The sequence below is a fragment of the Frankia sp. CgMI4 genome, assembly GCF_001756285.1.
Classification (GTDB): domain Bacteria; phylum Actinomycetota; class Actinomycetes; order Frankiales; family Frankiaceae; genus Frankia; species Frankia casuarinae.
The window spans coordinates 1-22876 of record NZ_MAQZ01000084.1 but is presented as its reverse complement, the minus strand read 5'-3'; the positions used below and the strand labels follow the sequence as shown (position 1 = coordinate 22876).

Annotated in this window: 19 protein-coding genes, 1 tRNA gene, 1 other RNA gene and 3 pseudogenes; 11 read left to right on the top strand and 13 right to left on the bottom strand. The window is 70.6% G+C overall.

Annotated features, from left to right (window positions below; genetic code table 11):
• Positions 1-233: 233 nt before the first annotated feature.
• Complete coding sequence (locus Manayef4_RS15820; RefSeq protein ID WP_070132091.1) at positions 234-569, bottom strand: DUF4326 domain-containing protein; 336 nt, start codon at positions 567-569, stop codon at positions 234-236.
• 631 nt (positions 570-1200) lie between these two features.
• Between Manayef4_RS15820 and Manayef4_RS15815 the strand changes: the two genes are divergently transcribed.
• A complete protein-coding gene (locus Manayef4_RS15815; RefSeq protein WP_254665682.1) occupies positions 1201-4209 on the top strand; it encodes a TIR domain-containing protein in 3009 nt (1002 codons plus the stop codon).
• Positions 4210-4246: 37 nt separating this feature from the next.
• Here the strand turns inward: Manayef4_RS15815 and Manayef4_RS15810 are convergent, their stop codons facing one another.
• The 4 genes and pseudogenes from Manayef4_RS15810 to Manayef4_RS23210 all read right to left on the bottom strand — a co-directional run bounded on the left by Manayef4_RS15810 (position 4247) and on the right by Manayef4_RS23210 (position 6847).
• Entirely contained in the window at positions 4247-5284 is a 1038-nt protein-coding gene (locus tag Manayef4_RS15810) for a hypothetical protein (protein WP_023840116.1), read from the bottom strand.
• 85 nt (positions 5285-5369) lie between these two features.
• Positions 5370-5954 carry a glycosyltransferase gene (locus Manayef4_RS24335; protein ID WP_139140103.1) on the bottom strand — a complete coding sequence of 195 codons (585 nt, stop codon included), beginning with the start codon at positions 5952-5954 and terminating at the stop codon, positions 5370-5372.
• A 106-nt stretch (positions 5955-6060) separates the two neighbouring features.
• Positions 6061-6342, bottom strand: a pseudogene (locus Manayef4_RS26080) (radical SAM protein); the annotation flags it as partial.
• A gap of 31 nt (positions 6343-6373) precedes the next feature.
• Positions 6374-6847 carry a hypothetical protein gene (locus Manayef4_RS23210; protein WP_070132089.1) on the bottom strand — a complete coding sequence of 158 codons (474 nt, stop codon included), beginning with the start codon at positions 6845-6847 and terminating at the stop codon, positions 6374-6376.
• Between the two features lie 61 nt (positions 6848-6908).
• Between Manayef4_RS23210 and Manayef4_RS25060 the strand changes: the two genes are divergently transcribed.
• Both Manayef4_RS25060 and Manayef4_RS25055 read left to right on the top strand, forming a co-directional pair.
• Positions 6909-7145 carry a hypothetical protein gene (locus tag Manayef4_RS25060; RefSeq protein ID WP_070132088.1) on the top strand — a complete coding sequence of 79 codons (237 nt, stop codon included), beginning with the start codon at positions 6909-6911 and terminating at the stop codon, positions 7143-7145.
• A gap of 169 nt (positions 7146-7314) precedes the next feature.
• Positions 7315-7710, top strand: a complete 396-nt coding sequence (locus tag Manayef4_RS25055) for a hypothetical protein (RefSeq protein ID WP_175443405.1) — start codon at positions 7315-7317, stop codon at positions 7708-7710.
• An 807-nt stretch (positions 7711-8517) separates the two neighbouring features.
• On the opposite strand, the pseudogene Manayef4_RS26720 reads toward Manayef4_RS25055, so the two are convergent.
• Positions 8518-8652: pseudogene (locus Manayef4_RS26720) on the bottom strand (integrase); the annotation flags it as partial.
• A 108-nt stretch (positions 8653-8760) separates the two neighbouring features.
• Between Manayef4_RS26720 and Manayef4_RS23200 the strand changes: the two are divergent.
• A pseudogene (locus Manayef4_RS23200) lies at positions 8761-8994 on the top strand (zinc ribbon domain-containing protein); the annotation flags it as partial.
• 279 nt (positions 8995-9273) lie between these two features.
• Here Manayef4_RS23200 and Manayef4_RS15780 read toward each other — a convergent pair.
• Positions 9274-9358 (bottom strand) — tRNA-Ser (locus Manayef4_RS15780).
• 106 nt (positions 9359-9464) lie between these two features.
• Here Manayef4_RS15780 and ffs point away from each other — a divergent pair.
• The 4 genes from ffs (at position 9465) to recR (ending at position 13179) form a co-directional block, all read left to right on the top strand.
• Positions 9465-9561: signal recognition particle sRNA small type (ffs, locus tag Manayef4_RS15775), an RNA gene on the top strand.
• Positions 9562-9599: 38 nt separating this feature from the next.
• Complete coding sequence (locus Manayef4_RS15770; RefSeq protein ID WP_070132086.1) at positions 9600-12038, top strand: DNA polymerase III subunit gamma and tau; 2439 nt, start codon at positions 9600-9602, stop codon at positions 12036-12038.
• A gap of 58 nt (positions 12039-12096) precedes the next feature.
• Positions 12097-12564, top strand: coding sequence for a YbaB/EbfC family nucleoid-associated protein (locus Manayef4_RS15765; RefSeq protein ID WP_070132085.1), 468 nt, complete (start codon positions 12097-12099; stop codon positions 12562-12564).
• 15 nt (positions 12565-12579) lie between these two features.
• A complete protein-coding gene (recR, locus tag Manayef4_RS15760) occupies positions 12580-13179 on the top strand; it encodes a recombination mediator RecR (RefSeq protein WP_011434735.1) in 600 nt (199 codons plus the stop codon).
• 107 nt (positions 13180-13286) lie between these two features.
• On the opposite strand, the gene Manayef4_RS15755 is transcribed toward recR, so the two are convergent.
• Positions 13287-13895, bottom strand: a complete 609-nt coding sequence (locus Manayef4_RS15755; RefSeq protein ID WP_070132102.1) for a hypothetical protein — start codon at positions 13893-13895, stop codon at positions 13287-13289.
• A 606-nt stretch (positions 13896-14501) separates the two neighbouring features.
• On the opposite strand from Manayef4_RS15755, the gene Manayef4_RS15750 reads away from it, so the two are divergent.
• Entirely contained in the window at positions 14502-14954 is a 453-nt protein-coding gene (locus Manayef4_RS15750) for a hypothetical protein (protein WP_070132084.1), read from the top strand.
• Positions 14955-15099: 145 nt separating this feature from the next.
• On the opposite strand, the gene Manayef4_RS15745 is transcribed toward Manayef4_RS15750, so the two are convergent.
• The gene (locus Manayef4_RS15745; RefSeq protein ID WP_011434731.1) at positions 15100-16098 is read right to left on the bottom strand and encodes a zinc-dependent alcohol dehydrogenase family protein; all 999 of its coding nucleotides are present in this window, start codon (positions 16096-16098) and stop codon (positions 15100-15102) included.
• A gap of 13 nt (positions 16099-16111) precedes the next feature.
• A complete protein-coding gene (locus tag Manayef4_RS15740; protein ID WP_070132083.1) occupies positions 16112-16696 on the bottom strand; it encodes a TerD family protein in 585 nt (194 codons plus the stop codon).
• 299 nt (positions 16697-16995) lie between these two features.
• On the opposite strand from Manayef4_RS15740, the gene Manayef4_RS15735 reads away from it, so the two are divergent.
• Together Manayef4_RS15735 and Manayef4_RS15730 are read left to right on the top strand one after the other, a co-directional pair.
• Positions 16996-18264, top strand: coding sequence for an aspartate kinase (locus Manayef4_RS15735; protein WP_070132082.1), 1269 nt, complete (start codon positions 16996-16998; stop codon positions 18262-18264).
• 91 nt (positions 18265-18355) lie between these two features.
• Entirely contained in the window at positions 18356-19435 is a 1080-nt protein-coding gene (locus Manayef4_RS15730; protein ID WP_083282491.1) for an aspartate-semialdehyde dehydrogenase, read from the top strand.
• A 209-nt stretch (positions 19436-19644) separates the two neighbouring features.
• On the opposite strand, the gene Manayef4_RS15725 is transcribed toward Manayef4_RS15730, so the two are convergent.
• From Manayef4_RS15725 to Manayef4_RS15715, 3 genes are all read right to left on the bottom strand, one after another.
• On the bottom strand, positions 19645-19848 hold the full coding sequence (locus tag Manayef4_RS15725; protein WP_009740954.1) for a cold-shock protein: 204 nt from the start codon (positions 19846-19848) through the stop codon (positions 19645-19647).
• Between the two features lie 406 nt (positions 19849-20254).
• The gene (locus tag Manayef4_RS15720; RefSeq protein ID WP_070132081.1) at positions 20255-21823 is read right to left on the bottom strand and encodes a CYTH and CHAD domain-containing protein; all 1569 of its coding nucleotides are present in this window, start codon (positions 21821-21823) and stop codon (positions 20255-20257) included.
• Between the two features lie 186 nt (positions 21824-22009).
• Positions 22010-22810: a CPBP family intramembrane glutamic endopeptidase gene (locus Manayef4_RS15715; RefSeq protein WP_232234979.1), complete on the bottom strand. Its 801-nt coding sequence runs from the start codon at positions 22808-22810 to the stop codon at positions 22010-22012.
• Between the last annotated feature and the right edge of the window lie 66 nt (positions 22811-22876).

Genomic DNA, 22876 nt, shown 5'->3' with positions numbered 1-22876 from the left:
CATCCATATACCCCATGGACGCCGCGGAAGGTGCCCAGACCCGCCGTCCCGGGGGACGAACGGCTGACACATCCTCATGCCATCGAAACCGAGCATGCCATGAAGTGGTCCCAGGCGTGCGACCGGACCGCCGGACAAGCCGACGCGTCCTACGACAGCACGATGGACACGTGTCGTATCGCGGGGCAATCTTCACGCGGCCCGGCGTTTGGACGGTGCTTTCACAGTCGCCCTCATCGCACCCGTTCGGCGACAAGGGCTGCGAGGATGTCGGCATGGCAGGGCTCGCCCGGCGGGCACCAGCAGGCCAACCGCTTACCAGCCAGGTCGGRCAACTCGGCGAGCCGCTCCGACCGCGAGTAGCGGCGACCGGACCGGTCGTACCGGACATCCGGCCCACTGCCGGTCATCCACGCCGCGTACAGCTCTACCGCCGCGGACCGCCCCCACTCGCGCTGGTCGAAGGGATTGCCCCATCGGGTCGGCCGGGCGACCACGACCACGTCGTCGGGCCTGCGCCACCCGGCGGCGCGGGAGAGCCGGACATGGGACTGTGCGACGGTCAWCATCGGAGGCCTCCCAGCTCGACGACATCCCTGGCGCCGCCCAACTCGCCCGGATCGTCGGTGAGATCCAGATCGTCGGTGAGAATGGCGTGCGTGGATGGTACGGACACCACCATCCCCCCGCACGGGGTTCGCAACCGATCGGCGCGGACCGGGCCGGCTGTCCGTGCCKATCAGGCCACCTCACCGCCGATCCACGTACCAGAGRAGCCACATCGGGCCCGGGAACCAGTGGACGGTCCACGTTCGGCGGACCCGATTCAACGCCACCCCAATAAACAAGCAATCTCTGTGCAATAACCACACAATAACCGTACGATCGTTAATCGTGTGATCGTTGCAGTAAGAAACGTGCCGGAGGCACGGGAACAGCGCAAAAGGGGGCAGCCACAACCATCCAGCCATTCCCCCTTTACTTTCCGTACACCGGAAATTTGATAACGGGTAAAGTACATTTTTTCGACGCGACGAGGTTGCCGTCCCGGCCCTTCTGGTGATATCTCGCGGCGATGCGGCGGGATCGTTCCAGGGCGCCGACGGGACCGGTTGCGRCCGGGCGCCGACGAGTATCCATGCCGCCTGCCGGAGGTAGGACAAGCGGCGCATAGAATGTCCGCGAGAATGTGCGCGGCAAATGCGGCGAGTCCTGGGGGCGATGGTGGCACGAGTCTTCGTCAGCCATGCGGGCTCCGACGCGGAGCTGGCCGACAGAGTGCATCAGACGCTGACCCTTCTTGGCCACCGGGTGTTCCTCGCTCAGAACATCCGGGTGGGCGTCCAGCCCGGCGACATGTGGAAGGATCGGTTGCACCGCGAGCTGCGAGCCGCCGACGCCGTGGTCTGTGTCATCACCAACGCCTACAACGCCTCCCCGTGGTGCGCCTACGAACTGGGAATCGCCTACGAGGTCGGCAGCCTGCTGCTGCCGCTGCGCGTGGAGCCGACGGTCACCTCCCCGCTTCTGGAGGACCGGCAGCACGTTCACCTGCACGAGAATCCGGGGTGGGCCGACAACCTGAACATTGGGCTGCGGCGCGTCGAGGCCGGCGGCGGGCTGGGCTGGGCGGACGACCGGTCCCCGTTCCCGGGTCTGCGGCCGTTCACCCGGGACATGGCCAAGGTGTTCTACGGGCGCGGCAACGAGCTGCGGCGACTCACCCACCGGCTACGCTCCCTCGGTGAACAGCGTCTGCTACTGGTGGTCGGCGCCTCCGGATGCGGCAAGTCGTCGCTGGTCACCGCCGGCCTGCCGGCCCAGCTGGCGGGCGAGCCCGGCTGGGAGGTGGCCGACCCCTTCTGGCCGGGCCGGGACCCGGTCCGCAAGCTCGCCCACACCCTGACCCAGGCTGCGAGGCGTGTCGGCCAGCAGTGGGCGGTCACCGACATCGACCGGCAGCTCAGGGAGGACGACCTGGCCCTGATGGGGCTGGCCGAGGAACTTCTGACGGCCGGCTCCGGCCCGGTGCGGGACAGCCTGCTGCTACTGATCATCGATCAGGGCGAGGAGYTGTTCACCCGATCGGACGAAGAGGAACGGGCCCGGTTGGCGACCCTGTTGCGGCATGGGGTCACCGGTCCCGTGCGGGTGGTCATGGCGCTTCGCTCCGAGTTCCAGGACCAGGTCTTCGCCCTGCCCGAACTGAGCGGCCCCCCCGAACAGGGCGGGGTCAACCTGCACGTCTTCCCCCTCCGCCCGCTGGCCCGGGACATGCTGCCGGTCGTCATCACCGAGCCGGCCCGGGTAGCCGGCCTGCACGTGGAGYCGGAGCTGGTCGCCAGGATGGTCGCGGACACCGAGGACGGCGAGGCGCTGCCGCTGCTGGCGTTCACGCTCCATGAGCTGGCCAAGGACCAGACCCGCGGCGGCACCCTGTCGATGGACCGGTACCACGAGCTGGGTGGCGTGYGGGGGGCGCTGGCCCGCCGCGCCGACGCCGTCCTCGACGACGCCGTGGAGACGAGCGGGCTGGGCCGGGAGGAGATCCTGGTCGGCATGGCCGAGCTCGCCACGCTCGACGAGGCCGGTCGGCGGACCCRCCGACGCATCGACCTCAAGGACCTGCCGTCCGACGCGTTGCGGAGAACCTTCCAGGTCTTCGTGAACCAATGGCTGCTGTCCACCCCCAGCGACAGCCTGGGGACCGCCGTCGGGGTCGTCCACGAGGCGTTGCTGACCGCCTGGAAGCCACTGGATGCCGTCATCCGGGAACGGGAAGCCGCCCTGCTCAGTGRGGGCAAGGTCGAGCGCGCCGCCGCCGAGTGGGAGCACAACGACGGCCCGCTCTGGGACGAGGACCGGCTGACCACCGCCATCACGACGCTGTGGCAGTCCTATGAGCGTTTCCGCGCCGGTGAGGAGCCGGTGGTCCATCTCAAACCGGCCGGGCGGAGGTTCATTGACGCGTGCGACCAGCGGATCGAGGAAGCCCGTCGCCAGGAACGTACGCGCGTCGAGGCGGCCCGCCGCCGGGAACGTCACGAACGTCAACGCCGCCAGCAGGTCATCGCTGTCCTTTCCGTGCTCCTCGTCTTCACCGTCGTCGGGGCCGCGGTCGCCACCTGGCAGTCCCTCACCGCCCGGCAGGCGCAGCGCACCGCGGAACGGGCGCAGCGCACCACCGAACGGGCGCGGCACGCCCTGATCACTCACACCCTGCTCGCCGACGCCGACGCCGCGCGGGCGACGGACCAGGTGCGCGCGTTACGACTCGCCATCGCCGCCGAGGACATCGACCCCGGTACCGGTGGTGCGGCCGGCGGTAAGGCCGCCAGTGGTGAGGCCGCCAGTGGTGAGGCCGGCGGTAAGGCCGACAGGGGCGCCGACAGCCGGGCGAACTTGCTGCAAACCCTCGCCGAGGACCCGAACCCACTCGCCAGCCGCGGCGATCCCGTCACCTCGGTGGCGTTTTCCCCGGATGGACGCATCCTGGCCGTCGGCGGCGCGAACGCAACGGTCGTGCTGTGGGATGTGACGGAGGGTCAACATCGTCGGATCGACCCGCCCCTCACCGGCCAGCACAGCGGGATCACGTCGGTGACGTTCTCGCCGGACAGCCGGAACCTCGACGCGACCGGCGTCGACGGGACGGTGCTGCGGTGGGACGTCACCGACCCAGACCGGCCACAATTGCGGGGGCGTGTGAACGCCGCCGCGGCCCTCCCCACGCCGTGGGATGCGTTCTCCCCGGACGGGCGCCTCAGAGCCACCGGCCAGGACGGATCAATCATGCTGGCGGATGTCACCGCCCCGGATCGGCCCCGGCCGCCCAGCATCCTTCTCGCCGACCCCGGACCGGTCCGGGCCGTGGCCTTCTCCCCGCACGGGCAGGTCCTGGCCGCGGTCGGATCTGGCCGGAGGGTATGGCTCTGGGATACCAGCGTCACCCCGCCGCGGCAGATCGGGCAGCCGCTGACCGGGCACACCCGCTCCGTCCTGTCGCTGGYGTTTTCCCCGGACGGCGGGACGCTGGCCTCCGGCGGCAACGATGGCAYCGTCCGGCTGTGGCGGCTCGCCGCGGTCGACGCGTTCCGCCGCAACGGCGTCGTCGAGTACGCCTGCCACGAGGCCCAGGGCGGGCTCGACCGGTCGGCGTGGAGCTTCCACATTCCCGGCCTGCCCTACCAGGAYACCTGCGCGGGGTGACCGCCGGCGGCACCGGCGGCTACCTCGGCAACGACGGCTACCTCGGCAACGACGGCAACGACGGCAACGTCCAGGTGTCGAGGCGTTCGGCGATGTTGTTCGTGCCCTGGCGCCGCCCGGCGATCCGCCGGGCGTCCGCGAGGAACCGGTGGGTCCGCGTGACCATCACGGCGTTCGGCCGGTGCTCGGAGATGTCCAGTGCCTCGGTGACGAGCGCTTCAGCCTCGTCGACGTGGTGGCGGTACAGGGCCGCTGTAGCCGCGGCGATCCTCGCCATCGACCGCAGGCCGGTCGCCCCGGCGACATCGAGATGGTGCACCGAGGCGTCGGTATAGACCGATGCCGCGTCCGGCTGGCCGAGTTCGACGTACGCTGCCGCGGACAGTTCGGCGAGCGTCAGCATGTGCAGGGTGTCGATCGAGAACCCGGGGTTACCCGACTGCGCGCGACTCAGCGTCCCCTGGATGCGCCAGGCACGATTGATCGCTTCGTGCACGCCCGCCCGTTCACCGAGCGCGCCCAGGGTACGGGCCTCTATCGCCGCGGCGCGGCTGGCGGCCGGCGAGCCCGCACCGACGTGGGACGTGGCGGCGCGGGCCAGCGCGAGGGCGGAGGTCAGGCGGCCGGACTTGCGGGCCAGGGAGCTCTGCCACAGCCGAACCCAGCACTGAAGTGTCCGGTCCCGCGCCTCCTCGGCGTGGCCGAACGCCTCGGCGAACGCGGCCGTCGCCCCGGGGATATCACCGAGGTCGTGGCGGGTGGTGGCCCACAGGGCGGCCAGGCGGCCGGCGGCGCGGTGCAGGCGGGCGTCGACGGCGGTCGGGTGCCCGCCCTCGGCGAGCAGGGAGCGGACGGCCGGCAGATGCCGGCGTAGGTACACGCTCGTCGCGCCGATCGGAGTCCGCTCGTACGCCCCGGTGATCTGCTCGATGCGGACGTCGATGTGGTTCAGGACGTCCTCGGACGCGATCACTCTCGGGATCACTCGCCCGCTCCGGACCATGAACAGCCCGGGTGGCAGGGATGCCCCCGCCGCCAGCCGGAGGAACCGCCGTCGATCGGACTCGTCGCCCATGCCGCACCTGCGCTTCGGGATGTCGCCCGCCTCCCATGACCATGATCCGTCCGTGGGCAGTCGAGAAACGGGTCATCGTCCATGGTCACGCCCCGTCTTCCATGATCATGCCCCGTCTGCCGGTCCGACTGCACACTCGCTGGACGCTAGCCGGGGCGGCCRCCCGCCGGAAGCGGAAACACCCAGCACAACGTGGTCTCCCGCGGCCTGCGGGCCACGGCCCACGGCGTCCCACGGCGGCACCGGTCGACCCGGCGCAGGTCACTAGCCGTGACTTTTGCACCGGCGGAGCCTCAGTGCGGTCGTGGCAGCCGCCCGCCGGCAGCCGGCCGCGACGGGCGAGGTCGGCGGTGATGTGGGTGAGGTTCGCCGCGTTGTGCAACCGCCAGCGTTCCCAGCCGGGAGTGCCCTTGCGCACCCGCTCCGGCCGGACGTCCGCGGCGTCGGTAACRGTCTCGAAGGGTTTCTGCTCGTGCGGCCGCACGTCCGTGACGTGGCTCAGCCCCTGCGGTGGGGTGCCGACGAAGCCGCAGCGCAGGATGCGGATGGCGGCGAGCAGCCGGTCCACGAGGGCCGGCTCGCAGAGCACATCGTCGTCGAGGTAGAGCACATATCGGCCGCGGGACGCGTCGAGCAGGAACTGGCGCTGCTCCGCCATGCCCCGCCACATCCGCCCCCGGTGCACCTCGACGGCGCCGCCCCGCGGTGTAGTAGCTGGTGGACATCCGTACCCCAGGCCGCGTCAGTGTCGGCCAGAGGCCATCCGGGATCCGGACCAGATTGGTGAAGATCTCCACCGTCATGCCGGTGTCGAGCGCCCGGCCGACAAACTCGGGCAGCGCCGGGTGCAACGTCGGCTCACCGCCGATCATCGACACCAGGCGGACCCCGAGCTCGGCGGCAGCGTCGATGACCTCCGCCCAGTCGGCCGCGGTCATCGGCCCGTGCCCGCCGGCCGGGCCCGAGTCGGCGTAGCAGTGGGAACAGGAAAGCTGGCAGCGGCCGGTGAGCTCCAGCGACAGCCGGTCGATCGGCGGTGGGGCAAGGGTGGTGGTCACTTGTTCTCCTTGCGGGTGGATGCGGTGGGGATCAGTGGGCGGTGAGGGCTCGCGGGGGATGGAGCTCGCCGCCCTGGTGGAGGGCGGCGCGCTGCGTGAGCTGGTCGGGGGTGAGGGCCTTCATCCCGTGGTAGGTGCCGGCGACCTGGGCGCGGGCGAGTTCGAGCGCGAGCGCCGCCCACTGGACGAGCTGGCGGTCGATCTCCTCCATCTGCTCGGTCGCGGGCAGCGTGCCGCCGTACAGGAGGTGGTGGACGAGCGCGACGGTCCGCGCCATCTGGCGGACGTTGGTGTCGGCGGTGCCCTGGTAGCGGGTGCACTCCTCGGTGAGGATCTTCACCTGCTCGTCGCTGAGGTTCAGGGCCTCGCGGTGCTCGACGTCCTGGCCGAACAGTCGGCCTGCTCGGAGCCRCTGCCGTTGCCGCCCAGATCTCCGGACGGATCGCGGCCRCCGCCGCCATCGCCCCCCGACGCTGCGGGAGATCGAGGCGAACATCAACCGCATCGCCCGCGCCTACATCGTCACCCCGCCGGCCGAGCTCGCCGCCGAAGCCGAACGGGAGTGGATGGCCGTCGAGCAGATGCTCGATCGCCGGGTGYGAGGGAAGACCCGGACCACGTTGGACCTCCGCGCCGGCCAGTACGCGATCTATCTCGCGTTGACCGCCAACGACCTCGGCGCGCAGGAGGATTCCGACACCTATCTCGATCTTGCCGGTCAGCACGCCCAGGAAGCCGGCGACCGGCTCCTGTCCGACTGCGTCGCCGCGGTCGGACAGCTCGTTCGCCTACTTCCGGAATGATCCGCATCGCGCGCGGAGCGTGGCCGCGGAGCGGCGCCGTGACGCGCACCCCTACGCGCGGCCCATGCTGGCCGCCTGCGAATCGCGGTCCRCCGCCCGCGGGGGCGACGAGTCGACCGCGCGAGCCGCGCTAGACGACATGTGGGACCACCTGTGGAACGGACCCGTCATGCCCGGTGAGGTCCGCATCGATGAAGGCCAGGCCGTGGCTCAGACAGCGGCGATCCTCGCCACCCTGCGGGACCCGGCCTCCGAGAAGTTCGCGCAGCGCGCCGTCGACGCCTACCTCGGAAGCGGCCGGTCGGCGAACCTCGGCGGCTCCTACAACGCCCTCGCCCGCAGCTACCTGCACCGGGCCGAACCGGACCCGGAACGGGCCACCGCTGCGACGCGCAGTGCGTTGGAGGCGGTCGGAGACCAGCGGACTTCGTGGGTCGTCGGACCAGCCGCGAAGACCTGGCGCACCCTGGATGCCCGCTGGGGAACGATGCCGGCGGTCCGGGAACTCGGCGAACCGGTCGCGGCAGCGCAACGCCCGGCACTGACGTCCGGAACGAACGTCTGAGCCGCGCCTTTCTGCATGCCTACCGCGTGCTCCGCGGCCATAGGGACCGCGGCGGCGCCCGTTCTGCCCATAGCGGGCGGGCAGCGTCACGGCGTCGGTGTGCGACGCGCAGATGCAGTAACGGATCCCGAGGCCGCAGATCTGGCCGCGAGGGTCGTCGGTGGCCAGATGTCCGCAAATGCCGCCGCGCGGGAAATGGGCTGGCRGCACCCGCGGATCGTCGTCTCCTCGCCTACCGCGGTCGCTGCCGCTCTCCGTAAGCACATGTCCCGCGATGACCTAGCGCGCCTGATCGCGATCCTCCAGGAAGGCAACAGCCATGGATGACCTGTACGCCCGCGCCGGGCTGATCCGTCACAAGGTCAACGTGTTCGCTGCGATGGACACGGACGGGAAGGCGTATTCGCCGCTCCGTCCCGAACCGGAATCCGGCCCGGAACCCGCAGCCCCGGCCCCCAATCGCGTGATCTCAGTCACATAGCGGGTCAATCAATAGAAGATCATAGATCTTGATGTTTCAAGATCAATAATTTGCCGTAGCCGGATGATCGTCGATATGAACGGATGTGGGTCGCCCTCGGTCGGTCCGCTCCACAAGGGAGTGGTCTGGCTAAAGGGAGGAACCCCGTGTTTCTGATCGTTCTGATGACCGCGGTACCCGAGGCGCTGTACCGCGGTGTCTGGCTGCTGGGGCTGATCGTGGTGCTTCGCGGCGCGACTCCGGCGGAGCGGGAAGCCCTCCTCAGAGCCTACGGACGGGCATATCCAGCACCGCGAGCTCAGAGAGTGTCACGGCAGCGGTGACCGTCAGCCGGCGCGGTGTCCAGCGAGGGCGTAGGCGGGGTGCCGGGCGCGGTTGTACCGCTGAGTGGTGCGCGGGTCGGCGTGGCCGGCGGCGTCCTGGACGTCGTGCAGGGGCAGGTCGGATCGCCACGTTGCGGAGCGGGTGGTTCCTGCGGAGGTCGGTCTGCCGGGTGTACCGGTCGAGCGCGGTCGACGTTGGAGACCACCGGCCTCCCTCCGCGATCGCCGCGCGGRGCGCGCCTGCGGACGCTGTCCGAGYGCACGTTCACCTGCCAGTCCTGCGGACTGGTACTCGACCGCGACCACAACGCCGCAAYCAACCTGCACAACCTCGTCGCCGCCAGTGCGTCGGAGACGGTAAACGCCCGTGGAGACGACCGTAAGACCCGCGCAAGCGGGCAGGTGGCTAAGAAGCGGGAACCGAGCGCGGCTTCGGCCGATCAGACTCGGGGCGCCTCGCCGAGAGGCAAGGCGGCATGAGAGCACCATTGGACGCTCACATGCAACGGTGTCGACATCACGCTGGTGTCCAAGCGGCACGGGCACAGCTCCACCGCGATCACCGGCAACCTCTACGTCCACCTGATGCGGTCGTCCGGCCAGCGGRCCGCCGAGGCGGTGGCTACCGCGGTGCCCCGCACACGCCGGACTCTCACGGGACTCTCACAACGATCATCGGAGGATGGTGACCCTGTGTCCGACCCGGAATCCGCCCAGGTCAGGAGCCTTGATCATAATTGCCGGAATACAGCGAAACGGCGGAGGATGCGAGATTCGAACTCGCGAGGGGTTGCCCCCAACACGCTTTCCAAGCGTGCGCCCTAGGCCACTAGGCGAATCCTCCGTGGATGAGACTATCTGATCGTTGCGGGGCCGGGCGCCGGGCCTGCCGCCGTGCCGCCCGGCAGACCTCGGAATTCATGATCGTCCATCACGGGCTAGACTGCACAGCAGACCCCTCGTGCGGCGTTACCCTCGTGAACCCCCCCAGGGCCGGAAGGCAGCAAGGGTAAGCGGGCTCTGGCGGGTGTGCGGGGGGTCCTCTCGTTTCGCCGATCGTCTCGTCGAGCACGCGGAGCAGGTCAGTGAGCACAGCGTTGTACAACCGCTACCGTCCCGCGACGTTCGCTCAGGTCGTCGGCCAGGAGCACGTGACCGACGCGCTGCGCAAGGCCCTGCGCACCGGTCGGCTGCACCACGCCTATCTCTTCAGCGGCCCCCGGGGCTGCGGCAAGACCTCCTCCGCCCGGATCCTCGCCGCCTCGCTGAACTGCGTCCAGGGCCCGACCCCTGAACCCTGCGGGGTGTGCGACGAGTGCGTGGGCATCCGGACGGGCGCCTCGATGGACGTCACGGAGATCGACGCCGCGTCGCACGGTCTCGTTGACGACGCCCGTGACCTGCGCGAGCGGGCGTTCTTCGCCCCTGCGTCGGCCCGGTTCAAGGTCTTCGTGGTGGACGAGGCGCACATGGTGACCGCGGCGGCGTTCAACGCGCTGCTGAAGGTCGTCGAGGAGCCCCCGCCGTACCTCAAGTTCGTCTTCGCCACCACCGAACCGGACAAGGTCATCCCGACCATCCGGTCCCGGACGCACCACTATGCCTTCCGGCTGGTTCCGCCGGGYGTGCTGCGCGAACATCTGGCGTCGGTCTGCGCCCGGGAGGGGGTCGTCGTCGATCCAGCCGTGTTGCCGCTGATCGTGCGGGCGGGCGCCGGATCGGTTCGCGACTCGCTGTCCGTTCTCGACCAGCTGCTGGCCGGCGCGGACGACGACGGCCTGCGCTACGACCGGGCGGTGGCGCTGCTCGGCATGACCGACGGCGTCTTGCTGGACGAGACCGTCGACGCGCTGGCCGACCGCGACGGCGCGGCCCTGTTCACCGTGGTCGACAAGGTCGTCTCCGCCGGTCACGACCCGCGCCGGTTCGCGACCGATCTCCTCGACCGGTTCCGCGACCTGATCGTGATGGCGGCCGTTCCGGACGCGGACGCCCGCGGCCTGCTGGAATCCTTCTCCCCCGACCAGATCGACCGGATGCGGGCGCAGACCACCCGGATGGGCCCCGCCGAGCTGTCCCGGACGGCGGACGTCCTGCACAACGGCCTGGTCGAGATGCGGGGGACGGCGAGCCCACGGCTGATACTGGAACTGATCATGGCCCGTGCGTTGCTGCCCACGGCGTCGACCGACCCGGCCGCGCTGCTCACCCGGTTGGAGCGGCTGGAACGGCGGGCCGTGCTCGGCGGGGAAGAACCGGAGCCGGGCCCCCCGGCCCCGCTGCCGGTCGGCCGGGCTCCCGCGCCGGTCCACCCGCCCGCCGCGGACCCGGAGCCCATGCCGCTGGCAGTCCGGGCATCCGCTCGGACCGGACCGGTGTCTCGACCGGCGGCGGGCCCCCAGCCTGGTTCGCCGGGTCCCGCGTTCACGTCGGGTGATCGCCCCTCGGGCCCGGCAGGTGTTCCGGGCACGGCCGGCACGCCCGGGACCGGGCGGATCGACGCCGCCGGCCTGCGGATGCTGTGGGACGAGCTTCTCGCGCTCGCCGGCCGCCACAGCCGGAAGACGCATGCGATCCTGAAGGATCACGCGACCGTTGCCGACGTTCGGGGCGACGAGGTCGTGCTGGCCTTCGCCACCCCGACGATGGGCCGGATGTTCGGGCAGGGGAACAACGCCGAGCTGTTCTGTACGGTGCTGGCGGAGAGACTCGGCGGGACCTGGCGGGTCACCGTCGCTCCCGCGGGCGGATCTGGTCGCGGCAGCGGGCGGCCCGCAGCGGGTCCCGGTCCGGGCGGCGGTGGCTACTCCGGCCCGCCCGGTCCCTCCAAGGCCTCGGGGTTCGCCGGCTCGGGCGGAGCCCCCGGGCCCACCGGCCAGGCGGGAGCATCCCGCTCACCGKCACCAGCACCGGCGCCGGCACGGGCCGCCGGCCCGGCAGGACAATCCTCCGGCCCCTCCTGGGGCCCGCGGCTGGATCCGCCCGTCGGCGCCGAGAACCGCGCCGTCTCGCCGGGATCCCCCCGAGCCATGCCCGGCCAGATGCGCGGACCGGCGGGGTTGTCCCCCGACACCGGGAACGGCTACGGCGGCTCCACCGACGGAACCGAAGGCGGCACGACAGACCCCGGCCGCGGCCCGGACGGCTACGGCGACCCCCGCGAACACGGCGACCCCCGCGAACACGGCGACCCCCGCGAACACGGCGACTCCCACGGCGCCGGGCACGGTTCCACCGGCCCGGGCCCCGGCCCCGAGGGCGGCCCCGGCCCCGAGGGCGACAGGCCCTGGTCCGCCACGGGCCGGGACGGCTCGTCGCCCGGACCGGCGAACGGGGTCGCCGCCGCTGCCAGCGCACCTCCCGCCGGGGACGAGCCGGGTCCGCGGCGCGAGGACGAGCCGTCCCTCGACGACGAGGCCGTCCCGTCCGGTCCCGGCGGGGCCCGCGGGGGCGAGGAGGCCGCCGTGTCCCTGCTACGGAGCGGACTGGGTGCCACGATCATCGAACAGATCTCGTCCGGCTGATCTCGTCCGGCTGAAGGAACAGATCTCGTCCGGTTGAAGGAGACGTAGGCTCATCGACATGTCTAACCCACAGAACCGCGCCGGGAGTGGGGCCTCCGCCGGGGGCGGGGCGCTGGGGCAGCTCTTCGAACAGGCGCAGAAGATGCAGGCCGCGATCCTCGCCACCCAGGAGGACCTCGCCACCGCCCGGGTGGACGGGACGGCCGGCGGCGGCCTGGTCCGCGCCACCGTCAACGGCGGCGGGGAACTGGTCGATCTGACGATCAGCCCCGAGGCGGTCGACCCCGAGGACACTGAGACGCTCGCGGATCTGATCCTCGCGGCGGTCCGTGACGCGACCACGAATGCCCACAAGCTCGCCGCCGACCGGATGGACGCGATCACCGGTGGCCTCGGCGCGGGCGGCCCGGCAGGTCCGGGTGGCGCCGACGGACTCGGTGGACTCGGTGGACTCGGTGGCCTGCTGTCCGGTGGCGGCCTCGGAGGCCCCCCTCCGGGTGGCCCGGGCCTTCCCGGGCTCGGCTGACAACCGGCGGCACCGGTGTACGAGGGCATCGTCCAGGATCTGATCGACGAGCTCGGGCGGCTGCCCGGCATCGGTCCCAAAAGTGCCCAGCGGATCGCGTTTCATCTGCTGGCCGCCGACCCCGTGGACGTCCGCAGGCTGGCCACCGCCCTGACCGAGGTCAAGGAGAAGGTCCAGTTCTGTCGGAGTTGCTTCAACGTGGCGCAGTCGGAACTGTGTCGGATCTGCTCCGATCCCCGCCGCGATCCGAGCTCGATCTGTGTGGTCGAGGAACCCAAGGACGTCGTGGCGATCGAACGCACCCGCGAGTTCCGGGGGCGGTACCACGTGCTCGGGGGCGCGATCAATCCCATCGGCGGTGTCGGTCCCGACGACCTGCACATCCGGGAACTCGTCGCCCGCCTGGCGGACGGCACGGTGACCGAACTGATCCTCGCCACCGATCCGAATACCGAGGGTGAGGTCACCGCATCCTACCTGGCCCGGCAGATCGCTCCGATGGGCCTGAAGGTCACCCGCCTCGCCAGCGGCCTGCCCATGGGCGGTGACCTCGAATGGGCGGACGAAGTGACCCTGGGACGCGCCTTCGAGGGACGCCGCGTCGTCAGCGCCTGACACCCCGGCCTGCTGTCACCCGGTCCCACCCCGAAGCCACCCGGCTCCACCGGTCCGCCACCGGGTCCGCCGGTCCGCCACCGGGTCCGYCGGGGCCGCTGCAGCCGCTAGAACCCCAGGATGGGGGCATAAGCCGAGCTGGGAATCGAGGCCAGGGCCAGCAGGACCACGCTGACGTCAAGGTGGTCGGCCTCGGCACTGAACACGGCGTGTAATCCTCTGGTGCGGTAGATCCGTACCTCGGGATCCCGGACGACCTGTACTCCGAAGACGTTCGTCGCCCGTAGCCACCAGACCCGCCCGGCCGCCCGGACCCTGACCTGACGGGCGTCCCGGCGCAGCCCGGTCGTGAGCCGGGCGAGTCGGGTGGCCGGCAGGCAGGGCTGATCCAGATAGCCGATGATGTCCCGGTCRGAGCCGTGCACCACCAGCCGGACCGGCCGGGCCGCCGAACCCGGCTCGACGAGGTCGGCCTCCGCCGCGATCTCCCGGTCCCGCGGATACATCTCGGCCGCCCAGATCCCCTCACCGTGCAGGACCCGTTTACCCTGCGGGCCAGCCCCCGGATGGCCGCGGGGCACCATGCCGCCGATGATCCGCCCGGCCCCTTCCAGCCGCCACGCGACGGAGACGACCACCCCCGACGGCACCGGCGTGGYCAGGTCGCAGACGGCTGGTAGGTGGCACATGCGTAGATCACGGACGCGCCTATCCATCCACACCGCTCAGGTCTCCAGCGCCGCGGTGCCCCGGACCCACGCCGCCGCGGTGCCCCGGACCGCCCGGCGAACCGCCATCCTCACCGGAGGACATCCCGGTAGCTTCCCGCACCAACGCCACCCAAACCTCAAAATTGATCACTCTGAGTTATCTCCTTCACGCTACAGCAGCCCTTCATCCATGGATTGCCGCCGAGTCGCTCCGCTACGCGCCCAGATGCTACGAGGCGCGCCGATCTACCCATGATGCGCATTCGCCCGAGCATCTGCGCGGGCATTCGACGAATTCGTCGGCTCGCGCGTCGGCGTGGGAATCGGCCGGAGCATCGACGAACGCATCGAGACGGGCGGCAGCAAGAGCATCCAGAGAAAGGTGGGACGGCGTCCGCGCGCACCTTCGCGCGAGCATCGGACACCCGGATCCGATCCCGGGAGCGGTGGTACCCGCGCCCCCAAACACGGAGACCACCGGGCGACCACTGATGGTGACCACCGGAAGGCCCCACCATCACCCCGCGGTACGCATCCTCCAATCGGGACGTCAGGGTAGGGGGTACCCGGCGAACGCTCTGCCGTCCGTCTGCCACCAGGAGGTCCTGAAGCATGATCATCAGTTCACATGTCGGGGCGGGCGCTTTCGTGGGCATGGCGATCCGGCACCCGGTGTCCGCCCTCGCCGCCGGCTTCGTCTCACACCTGGTCATGGACGCGTTGCCCCACTGGGRAACGGGTCCGAACACCGAGCCGGAATGGTTGCCGATCGCACGCAAGGACGGCGTGGCGGGACTCGCGGCCATGGCCTTGTTGACGGCGTCCGCCCCCGCCGGGCGCCGACTCGCCGTCCTCGCCGGCATGACCGGTGCCTGCCTACCGGACACCGACAAGGTGGGCCGGTACTTCGTCGGGGTGAGTCCCTKGCCGAGCCGGTTCGACCRTTTCCACGAAGCGATCCAGAACGAGGCCCGACACCGCCTGYCGCGCGAGATTGCGACGGCCGCCGTACTGACCACCGCGGGCACCCTGCTCCTGCGCCGACTCGCGACCCGCGGCGACTGAACGCGGAAGCTCAGCGCGCATCCCCCGGCAAGGTCGCCAAACCTCCGGGCCCTTCCGGATCCCGGGCCCTTCCGGATCTACGAACCAGATCCGGAAGGGCCGGCATCGGCAGGAAGGCCCGGCACCGACAGGACAGGCAAAACGGTCAGGGCAGCAGCACGGCCGCGCCGGTGACCCGGTCGGCGGCGAGGTCGGCGAGGGCCCGGTCGGCCGCGGACAGCGGGTAGGGCGACACGGTCACCGCGAGCCGGTGCTCGGCGGCGATCGCCAGGAACTCCTCACCGTCGGCGCGAGTGTTGGCGGTCGTGCTGCGTACGGACCGTTCCTGGAACAGATGGTCGGAGTAAACGAGCGGCGGGATGTCGCTGAGGTGGATGCCCGCGATGGACAGCGTGCCGCCACGGTCGAGCGCGGCGAGCGCCACCGGCACCAGGTCACCCACCGGGGCGAAGAGCACGGCCGCGTCCAGCGGCTCGGGCGGTGCGGCATACGCCTCGCCCGCCGAGGCGGCGCCGAGTTCCAGAGCAAGCTCGCGGGCCCGCGCCGAGCGCGTCATCACGTGGACGGTGGCGCCCTGTGCGATCGCCACCTGGGCGGCGAGATGGGCGGACGCGCCGAACCCGTAGATGCCGAGCCTCCCGCCGGGCGGCAGCTCCGCCCGGCGCAGCGCCCGGTAGCCGACGATGCCGGCGCACAGCAGCGGGGCAAGCTCCGCATCGCTGTAGCCGTCGGGCAGCCGGTAGGCATAGTCGGCGCGCACGCAGGCGTACTCGGCGTATCCGCCGTCGACATCCCATCCGGTGTAGGTCGAGGCCGGGCAGAGGTTCTCCGCTCCGCGCCGACAGTACCCGCAGGTCCCGTCGGTCGAGGCCAGCCAGGCGATGCCCAGCCGGTCCCCGGTGCGCACGCCGCTCACCCCCTCGCCAACCGCGTCGACCCGTCCGACGACCTCATGTCCGGGCACGGTGCGCGGTCGGTGCGGCGGGAGATCACCCTCGGCGAGGTGCAGATCGGTACGGCAGACTCCGCAGGCGTCGACGTGGACCCGAACCTGGCCCGGCCCTGGCCGGGGCACGGGCAGCTCGGCCGGGCGCAGCGGGCGGGTGCTCATCGGCCCGGGAGCGACTACTTGCCAGGCACGCATCCGCTCGGGTAGCTCAGATGTTGACGCCATGATCACGAGCCAGACCACCAAGGTCATTGTGGCCCTGGCCGACGGCGCGGAACTTCCAGTCGGCGCCGTTGCGGTAGACCTCACCGAAGATGACGACGGTTTCGGTGGAGTAGTCCTCGGACAAATCGTAGCGGACCAGCTCGTTTCCGCCCTGGTCGACCACGCGGATGTAGGCGTTGCGCACCTGGCCGAAGTTCTGGTTCCGGTTCACCGCGTCGTAGATGGAAACCGGAACGATAATCCGGTCAATGTCGACTGGAACCAGTGCAAGGTTGATGATAACGGACTCGTCGTCCCCCTCTCCCTGTCCGGTCAGGTTGTCACCGGTGAGCGTGATCGCCCCCTCGGGGGACGCGAGGTTGTTGAAGAAGACGAAGTAGCCGTCGTTGAGGACCTTGCCGTCCGCCCGGACGCCGATGGCAGAGRCGTCCAGGTCGAAATCGGTCCCGGTGGTCGTGYGGGCGTCCCATCCGAGCCCGACGTTCAACGCGGTGAGCTGGGGGGTGCCGGCCTCGGCGGCCTGCTTCGTGAGGCTGACGTTGCCGCCCTTGGCAAGGCTGACTGCCATTGAGGATCGTCCTTCCTGAGCTGGTCCTCGGCGTCGGGGACCATCGCGTGGACCGCGTGCGTCGCAGTCGGTCATACGGGTGAGCCGGTCGTACGGGTGAGTCGGTCATACGGGTGAGCCGGTCGTGCGGATGTCATCACCCTGGCACACCGGAAGGAATACGCCCAGCACCCCGTCGCCGGGGCGACATCGTCCCGGCGGCGGAAAAGGGACACCGGACCAGATCCGGGCAAGGCCGCCGARCAAGGGCGACGGGCGGCCGCGCTCGGTCAGCGGCCGCGCTCGGTAACCTGGCTGCCATGGCGCTCTTGGTCGCGAAGTTCGGTGGGTCCTCCGTTGCCGACGCGGACCGCATCAAACGAGTCGCTGAGCGAATCGTGGAGAACCGGCGGGCCGGCAACGACGTCGTCGTGGTGGTCAGCGCGATGGGTGACACCACCGACGAACTTCTCGATCTGGCCGAACAGGTCTCGCCGCTTCCGCCCGCCCGGGAGCTCGACATGCTGCTCACCGCCGGTGAGCGAATCTCGATGGCGCTGCTGGCCATGGCGATCACCACCCTCGGCGCCGAAGCCCGCTCGTTCACCGGCTCCCAGGCCGGAGTCATCACCGACTCGGTGCACGGCAAGGCGCGCATCATCGACGTTACCCCCGGGCGGATCCGCGCCGCCCTKGACTCCGGCGCCATCGCGATCGTCGCGGGCTTCCAGGGTGTGAGCCAGGACACGAAGGACATCACCACGCTCGGTCGAGGCGGCTCGGACACGACCGCGGTGGCGCTCGCTGCCGCGCTGGGAGCGGACGCCTGCGAGATCTACACCGATGTAGACGGCGTGTTCACCGCCGACCCGCGCATCGTCCCCGACGCCCGCCGCATCGACACGATCTCTTATGAGGAGATGCTGGAGATGGYGGCGTGCGGCGCGAAGGTCCTCATGCTGAGGTGCGTCGAGTACGCCCGCCGTTACAGCGTCCCCGTGCATGTCCGATCGTCCTTCTCTGCGAAGCCGGGCACGTGGGTCACCGAGATTCCGGAGGAACAGCTCGTGGAACAGGCCATCATCCGTGGGGTCGCGCACGACCTCAGCGAGGCGAAGGTGACGGTCGTCGGATGCCCRGACAAGCCCGGGGTGGCGGCGGCGGTGTTCCGGGCCGTGGCGGACACCGACGTCAACCTGGACATGATCGTTCAGGTCGGCTCGGTCGCCGGGTCGGGGCGGACGGATATCTCGTTCACCCTGCCCAAGGCGGATGGACGTACCGCGCTCACCGCGCTCACGAAGGTCCAAAGCGAGATCGGCTTCGAGCGCACCCTCTACGACGACCACATCGGCAAGCTGTCGCTGATCGGCGCGGGGATGAAGTCGCACCCGGGGGTGTCCGCCCGGTTCTTCGRCTCCCTCGCCGACGCGGGGGTCAACGTCGAGATCATCTCCACCTCTGAGATTCGCATCTCAGTAGTGGTGCGCGACACCGACCTCCCGCTCGCCGTGCGGGCCGTGCACGGCGCCTTCGACCTGGGTGACCCGAACGGCGGGGCGATCGTGTACGCGGGAACCGGACGATGACGTTGGCGACGTCGTGGGTCCTCGAGACGGCGGCACACCGCGGCAGCTGGACACGCCGCGGCGGCACAGTGGCGAATCAGGAGGATGGATCGTGACGAGCAACGAGGCGGGCCGGCGACCGACGCTCGCAGTGGTGGGGGCGACCGGCGCGGTCGGCACGGTGATGCTGTCGCTGCTCGACGAACGCCCCGGCATCTGGGGAGAGATCCGGCCGATCGCCTCGGCCCGATCCGCGGGACGGACGGTACGGGTGCGCGGCGCGGACGTCGTCGTCCAGGCCCTGGCACCGGAGGTCTTCGACGGCGTGGACGTGGCCGTGTTCGACGTTCCCGACGAGGTCTCCGCCCGGTGGGCACCGGTAGCGGCGGCCCACGGCGCGGTCGCGGTCGACAACTCCGGCGCGTTCCGGATGGACGCCGACGTGCCGCTGGTCGTGCCGGAGGTGAACGCCGACCAGATCCCCACGCGGCCGCGGGGCATCATCGCGAACCCGAACTGCACCACCCTGTCGATGATCGTTGCGGTCGGCGCTCTGCACCGGGCGTTTGGGCTGGAGTCGATGTTCGCGGCCTCCTACCAGGCCGCGAGCGGCGCCGGGCAGGCCGGCATCGACGCCCTCTACGACCAGCTCACCGTCGTCGGTGGCACCCGCGAGCTGGGGCGGACCGCCGGTGACGTGCGTAAGGCCATCGGTGAGGACGGCCTCGGCCCCTTCCCGGCGCCGCTGGCGCTCAACGTCGTGCCCTGGGCCGGTTCACTGAAGGACGGCGGCTGGTCCTCGGAAGAGTTCAAGGTCCGCAACGAGTCCCGCAAGATCCTGGGTATCCCGGATCTGCGGGTGTCGGCTACCTGTGTGCGGGTGCYGGTCATCACCACGCACGCGGTCGCGGTGCACGCCCGCTTCACCCGGCCGGTGACCGCGGACGAGGCGCGCACGGTGCTGCTGAACGCTCCCGGCGTCGCCGTCGTCGACGATCCGTCAGCCGGCGAGTTCCCGACCCCGGCCGACGTCGTCGGAACGGACCCGACCTGGGTCGGCCGAATCCGGCAGTCGCCGGACGACCCGCACGAGGTCGCGCTGTTCCTCTGCGGGGACAACCTGCGCAAGGGCGCCGCGTTGAACACCCTGCAGATCGCCGAACTTCTCGTGCAGGATTGGCTGTACCTTTAATCAGGCGTTAAGCTTTTGGCCGCGAACCACGCCATCCGGGAACCGATGAACGCCCCGCGCTTTCCGGCCCGAGAAAACGATCGAGATCAGCCGGAAAAAACATACCTTCCACCGAACTGTCGGATATCGAACTGATCGAGAAGTCGAGAAGCGGTCAGCCCGCCCCAGGAGGACCCTTGGGCGGGCTGACCGTTGAAGTCTCTCGTGGCTCAGACGACGCGGACGGCGTCGGCCTGCGGACCCTTCTGACCCTGGGTCACCTGGAACTCGACCCGCTGGCCCTCCTCAAGTGCCTTGTAACCGTCCATCTGAATCGCGCTGTAGTGAACGAAGACGTCGGAACCGCCGCCGTCCACGGAGATGAAGCCGAAGCCCTTCTCCGAGTTGAACCACTTCACCGTGCCCTGAGCCACGTGCCGTTCTCCCTGCTGGTGCAGTCAGGACCCGCACCGCGCGGGCCCCGGGCCGAACATCAGGAAGCTGCAAGAGCCCCTGACGTTGTTCCGCCGCGCCTCGGTTGAGACGCGAACCGCCGAACTCCGGCCAGGGACGACGCTACACGGACGGAGGCCTTCGCGGGAGTCCTCCGGGCAAGGAAGTCCACTTCATACCCCGGTCACAGAACAACGCAGCAGGTCCGGCCGCCGGCAGCTCCACCCGTCCCGTCCCGCAATCCGTCGAGCTGACAGGGATTTCCCGAKCGCGCCGACCCGTGGCGGATGGTCGTGCGCCCGATGGCCCGGATGTGGCGCACGAATGGGTGACGCGGAGGAGGTAATCGGTCAGACCACGGCAGAGCCCACCCGGCACGGCCTCAGGTCAGCGGATCCAGCGACGGTGCCGGGCTGCCGAGATCGCGGGCCACGCATCGAAGAAGTCTCGTTCCGCCATGCGTGCCCGGCACTCCTCCAGGCCCAGCAGGACACCCAGAGTAAACGCGGTGGGGGCGCCCTGGGCCTGCGCTGCCGTCCCCCAGTCCCCCAGCAGCCTGCGCGCGATGGTGGCGTCCTGATGGGTTCCGAGCAGCTCCTGCGCGATCTGGGCCTGCTCGACCAGCYGCGCCGCGTCATTCCCGTACAGCGGTGCGACGGCTTCCGCCGCGTACCGTAACCGCTTGGCCTGCTTGCGGGCGGAATGCAGCAGTTCGTCCCGTTCCGAGCCGGCCTTCAGGGCGCTCGCGGCACGGACCTTCTTCGCCAGCTTCCGGTCGGCGCCGAGCAGCAGATCGGGGAGGGCCTTGCCGGCCGGACGGGCCGCCGCGGGGGTGAGCGGGCCCCGCAGTAGGGTGAGCAGGTTGGAGACGAGCGCGAAGTACCGGTCACTGCGCAACATGGCCAACGCCTCCGCCCGGCCGTTGGCCGTGCCGGCGCCGAGGTGCGCGGTGACCGTCTTGCGCACGGGCCCCGCGACCAGCTCGGTGGGCAGCTCCGCCAGGCGGGTCTCGAAATAGGCGGCCTGGACCTCGGCGTCGCGGGCGCCGGAGAGCGCGCCGGCGAGGTCCCGCAGCTCGCCGTCCAGGAAGAGCGCTCTCTCGGGCGGGAACAGCGGCGCGAACGTCCGCAGGGTGCTGCGGGCCCGACGGCAGGCGACGCGCATCTTGTGGACCGCCTCGGGCTCGTCGAGCCGCACCCGCGGATCGGCCGCGAGCAGGGCACGTGCCTGTTCGATCAGGTAGGCCCGTACCACCTCGCCCGCCGGCGTCCCGCGTCGTGGCTTGCGCGGCGGCGAAGGAACGTCCGGCCCGGGGCCGGCGGCCAGCGCCTCACCCAGGACCCGCGCGAGCTTCGAGGAGTCCGCCGCCGGGGTGGCGCCCGCGGCCGTGAGCAGACCGGCGACCTCGTCGAGCACCTCGGGCCCGCCGTTGACGAGTTCGACCTCGATCTCCCGCCAGCTGCTCAGTACCGTCGTCTCCCCCAGGGTCTGCGCGGAGACCTGGTCATCGACGACCTCGGCCAGGTCGACTCCGACCGTGTCCCGCAGTCGGCGCRCTGTCCGCAGTGTCCGCAGCCTGGCGACCGGCCGCGGCTCGGCGCCGCGCAGATGGACCGACACCAGATCGACGAACTCCGCGGGAGGGCTGTACCGCGGGCCCTCCGCCCCCACGCCCACGCCCACGCCCGCGTCGAGCGGGAGCTGGAGCTCGTCCCRCTCCCCCACCCGGACGGGCAGCTTGAGGTGCCATCCGGCGTCCGCCCCACCGGTCCGACGCCGTATCGTGATCTTGTTACGGGCCAATCGGAGATCGTCGCTGTCGTAGTAGACGGCCTCCAGGCTGACGGTCTTGCGGGTGCGCGCGGTGGCGACGCCCGCAACCTCCCCCAACTTCGGGAGCACAAAGGTCGGTTCGACCGAGAACTTGCGCTCGATCTCGCGGATTCCGTTGACCATCGGTCCTCCCCGACCAGCCGTACCGCGGCAGGCACTCGACGGCTATGCCTTCCGGCGCCCCATGGCCTTCCGGCGCCCCGAACCCGCCGACGTTGACGTCCTCGAACGATCCACCGCCTCCGCGATACACCGTTGAGATACGCATCGTATGCCCATCAGACGATCTCTATTTCCCCACCCGTAACCTTAGCGCGGCGCCGGGATCCAGGAGATCTTTCCGACCAACGCTACGTATCCGACGAACGCGACGGTGTCGATGAGTGCGTGGGCGATGACGAGCGGCAGCACCCGGCCGGTCCGCTGGAACATCCGGCCGAACAGCAGGCCCATCGCGAGGTTACCGGTGAACCCACCGAGCCCCTGGTAGAGGTGATAGGAACCGCGGAGCAGGGCGCTGGCCGCCAGCGCCCGGTTGGCCGCGACACCAAGTTCACGCAGCCGCACCAGCAGGTACCCGGTGACGATGACCTCCTCGGCGAGGCCGTTCTGCGCCGCGCTGAGGACCAGGACCGGTACACGCCACCACACGTCCGGCAGGCCCGAGGGCGCGACGGTGAGGTTCGCCCCGCTGTGCCACGCCAGCAGGTAGAGGCCCAGGCCGAGCCCGCCGACCCCGGCCGCGATCGCCGCTCCCCGGCCGGCGTCGCGACCGGTGTGCCGACCGTCCAGGCCGATCGCCCGCGGTCCGCCTCCGTGCCTCGTCAGCAGGTATACGGCGAGCAGCGCTGGCACCAGCCCGGTGACCAGGTCGGCGAGTTGGAGCGCAAGGTCGAGCCAAGGCCGTCCCGGCGCCGCCGAGGTGTTCAGCCGGGCCACCTGGGAACGGACGGGGCCCGGCCGGGTCAGCACCCCGACGTAGCGGATGACCGCGAACAGCGCCGAGGTGGCGAAGGAGACCCCGAGCACGAGCCAGACCTCGACGACGAGCTGCCGGCGGGTGAGCGACTCACCCGCGATGACCGGCGCCTGAGCGGGGGCAGAGGTCACGCGATGACCGTAGCCCACCGCCGCGGCGGGCCGGCCCGATCACTGCACCGGCCCGATCACTGCACC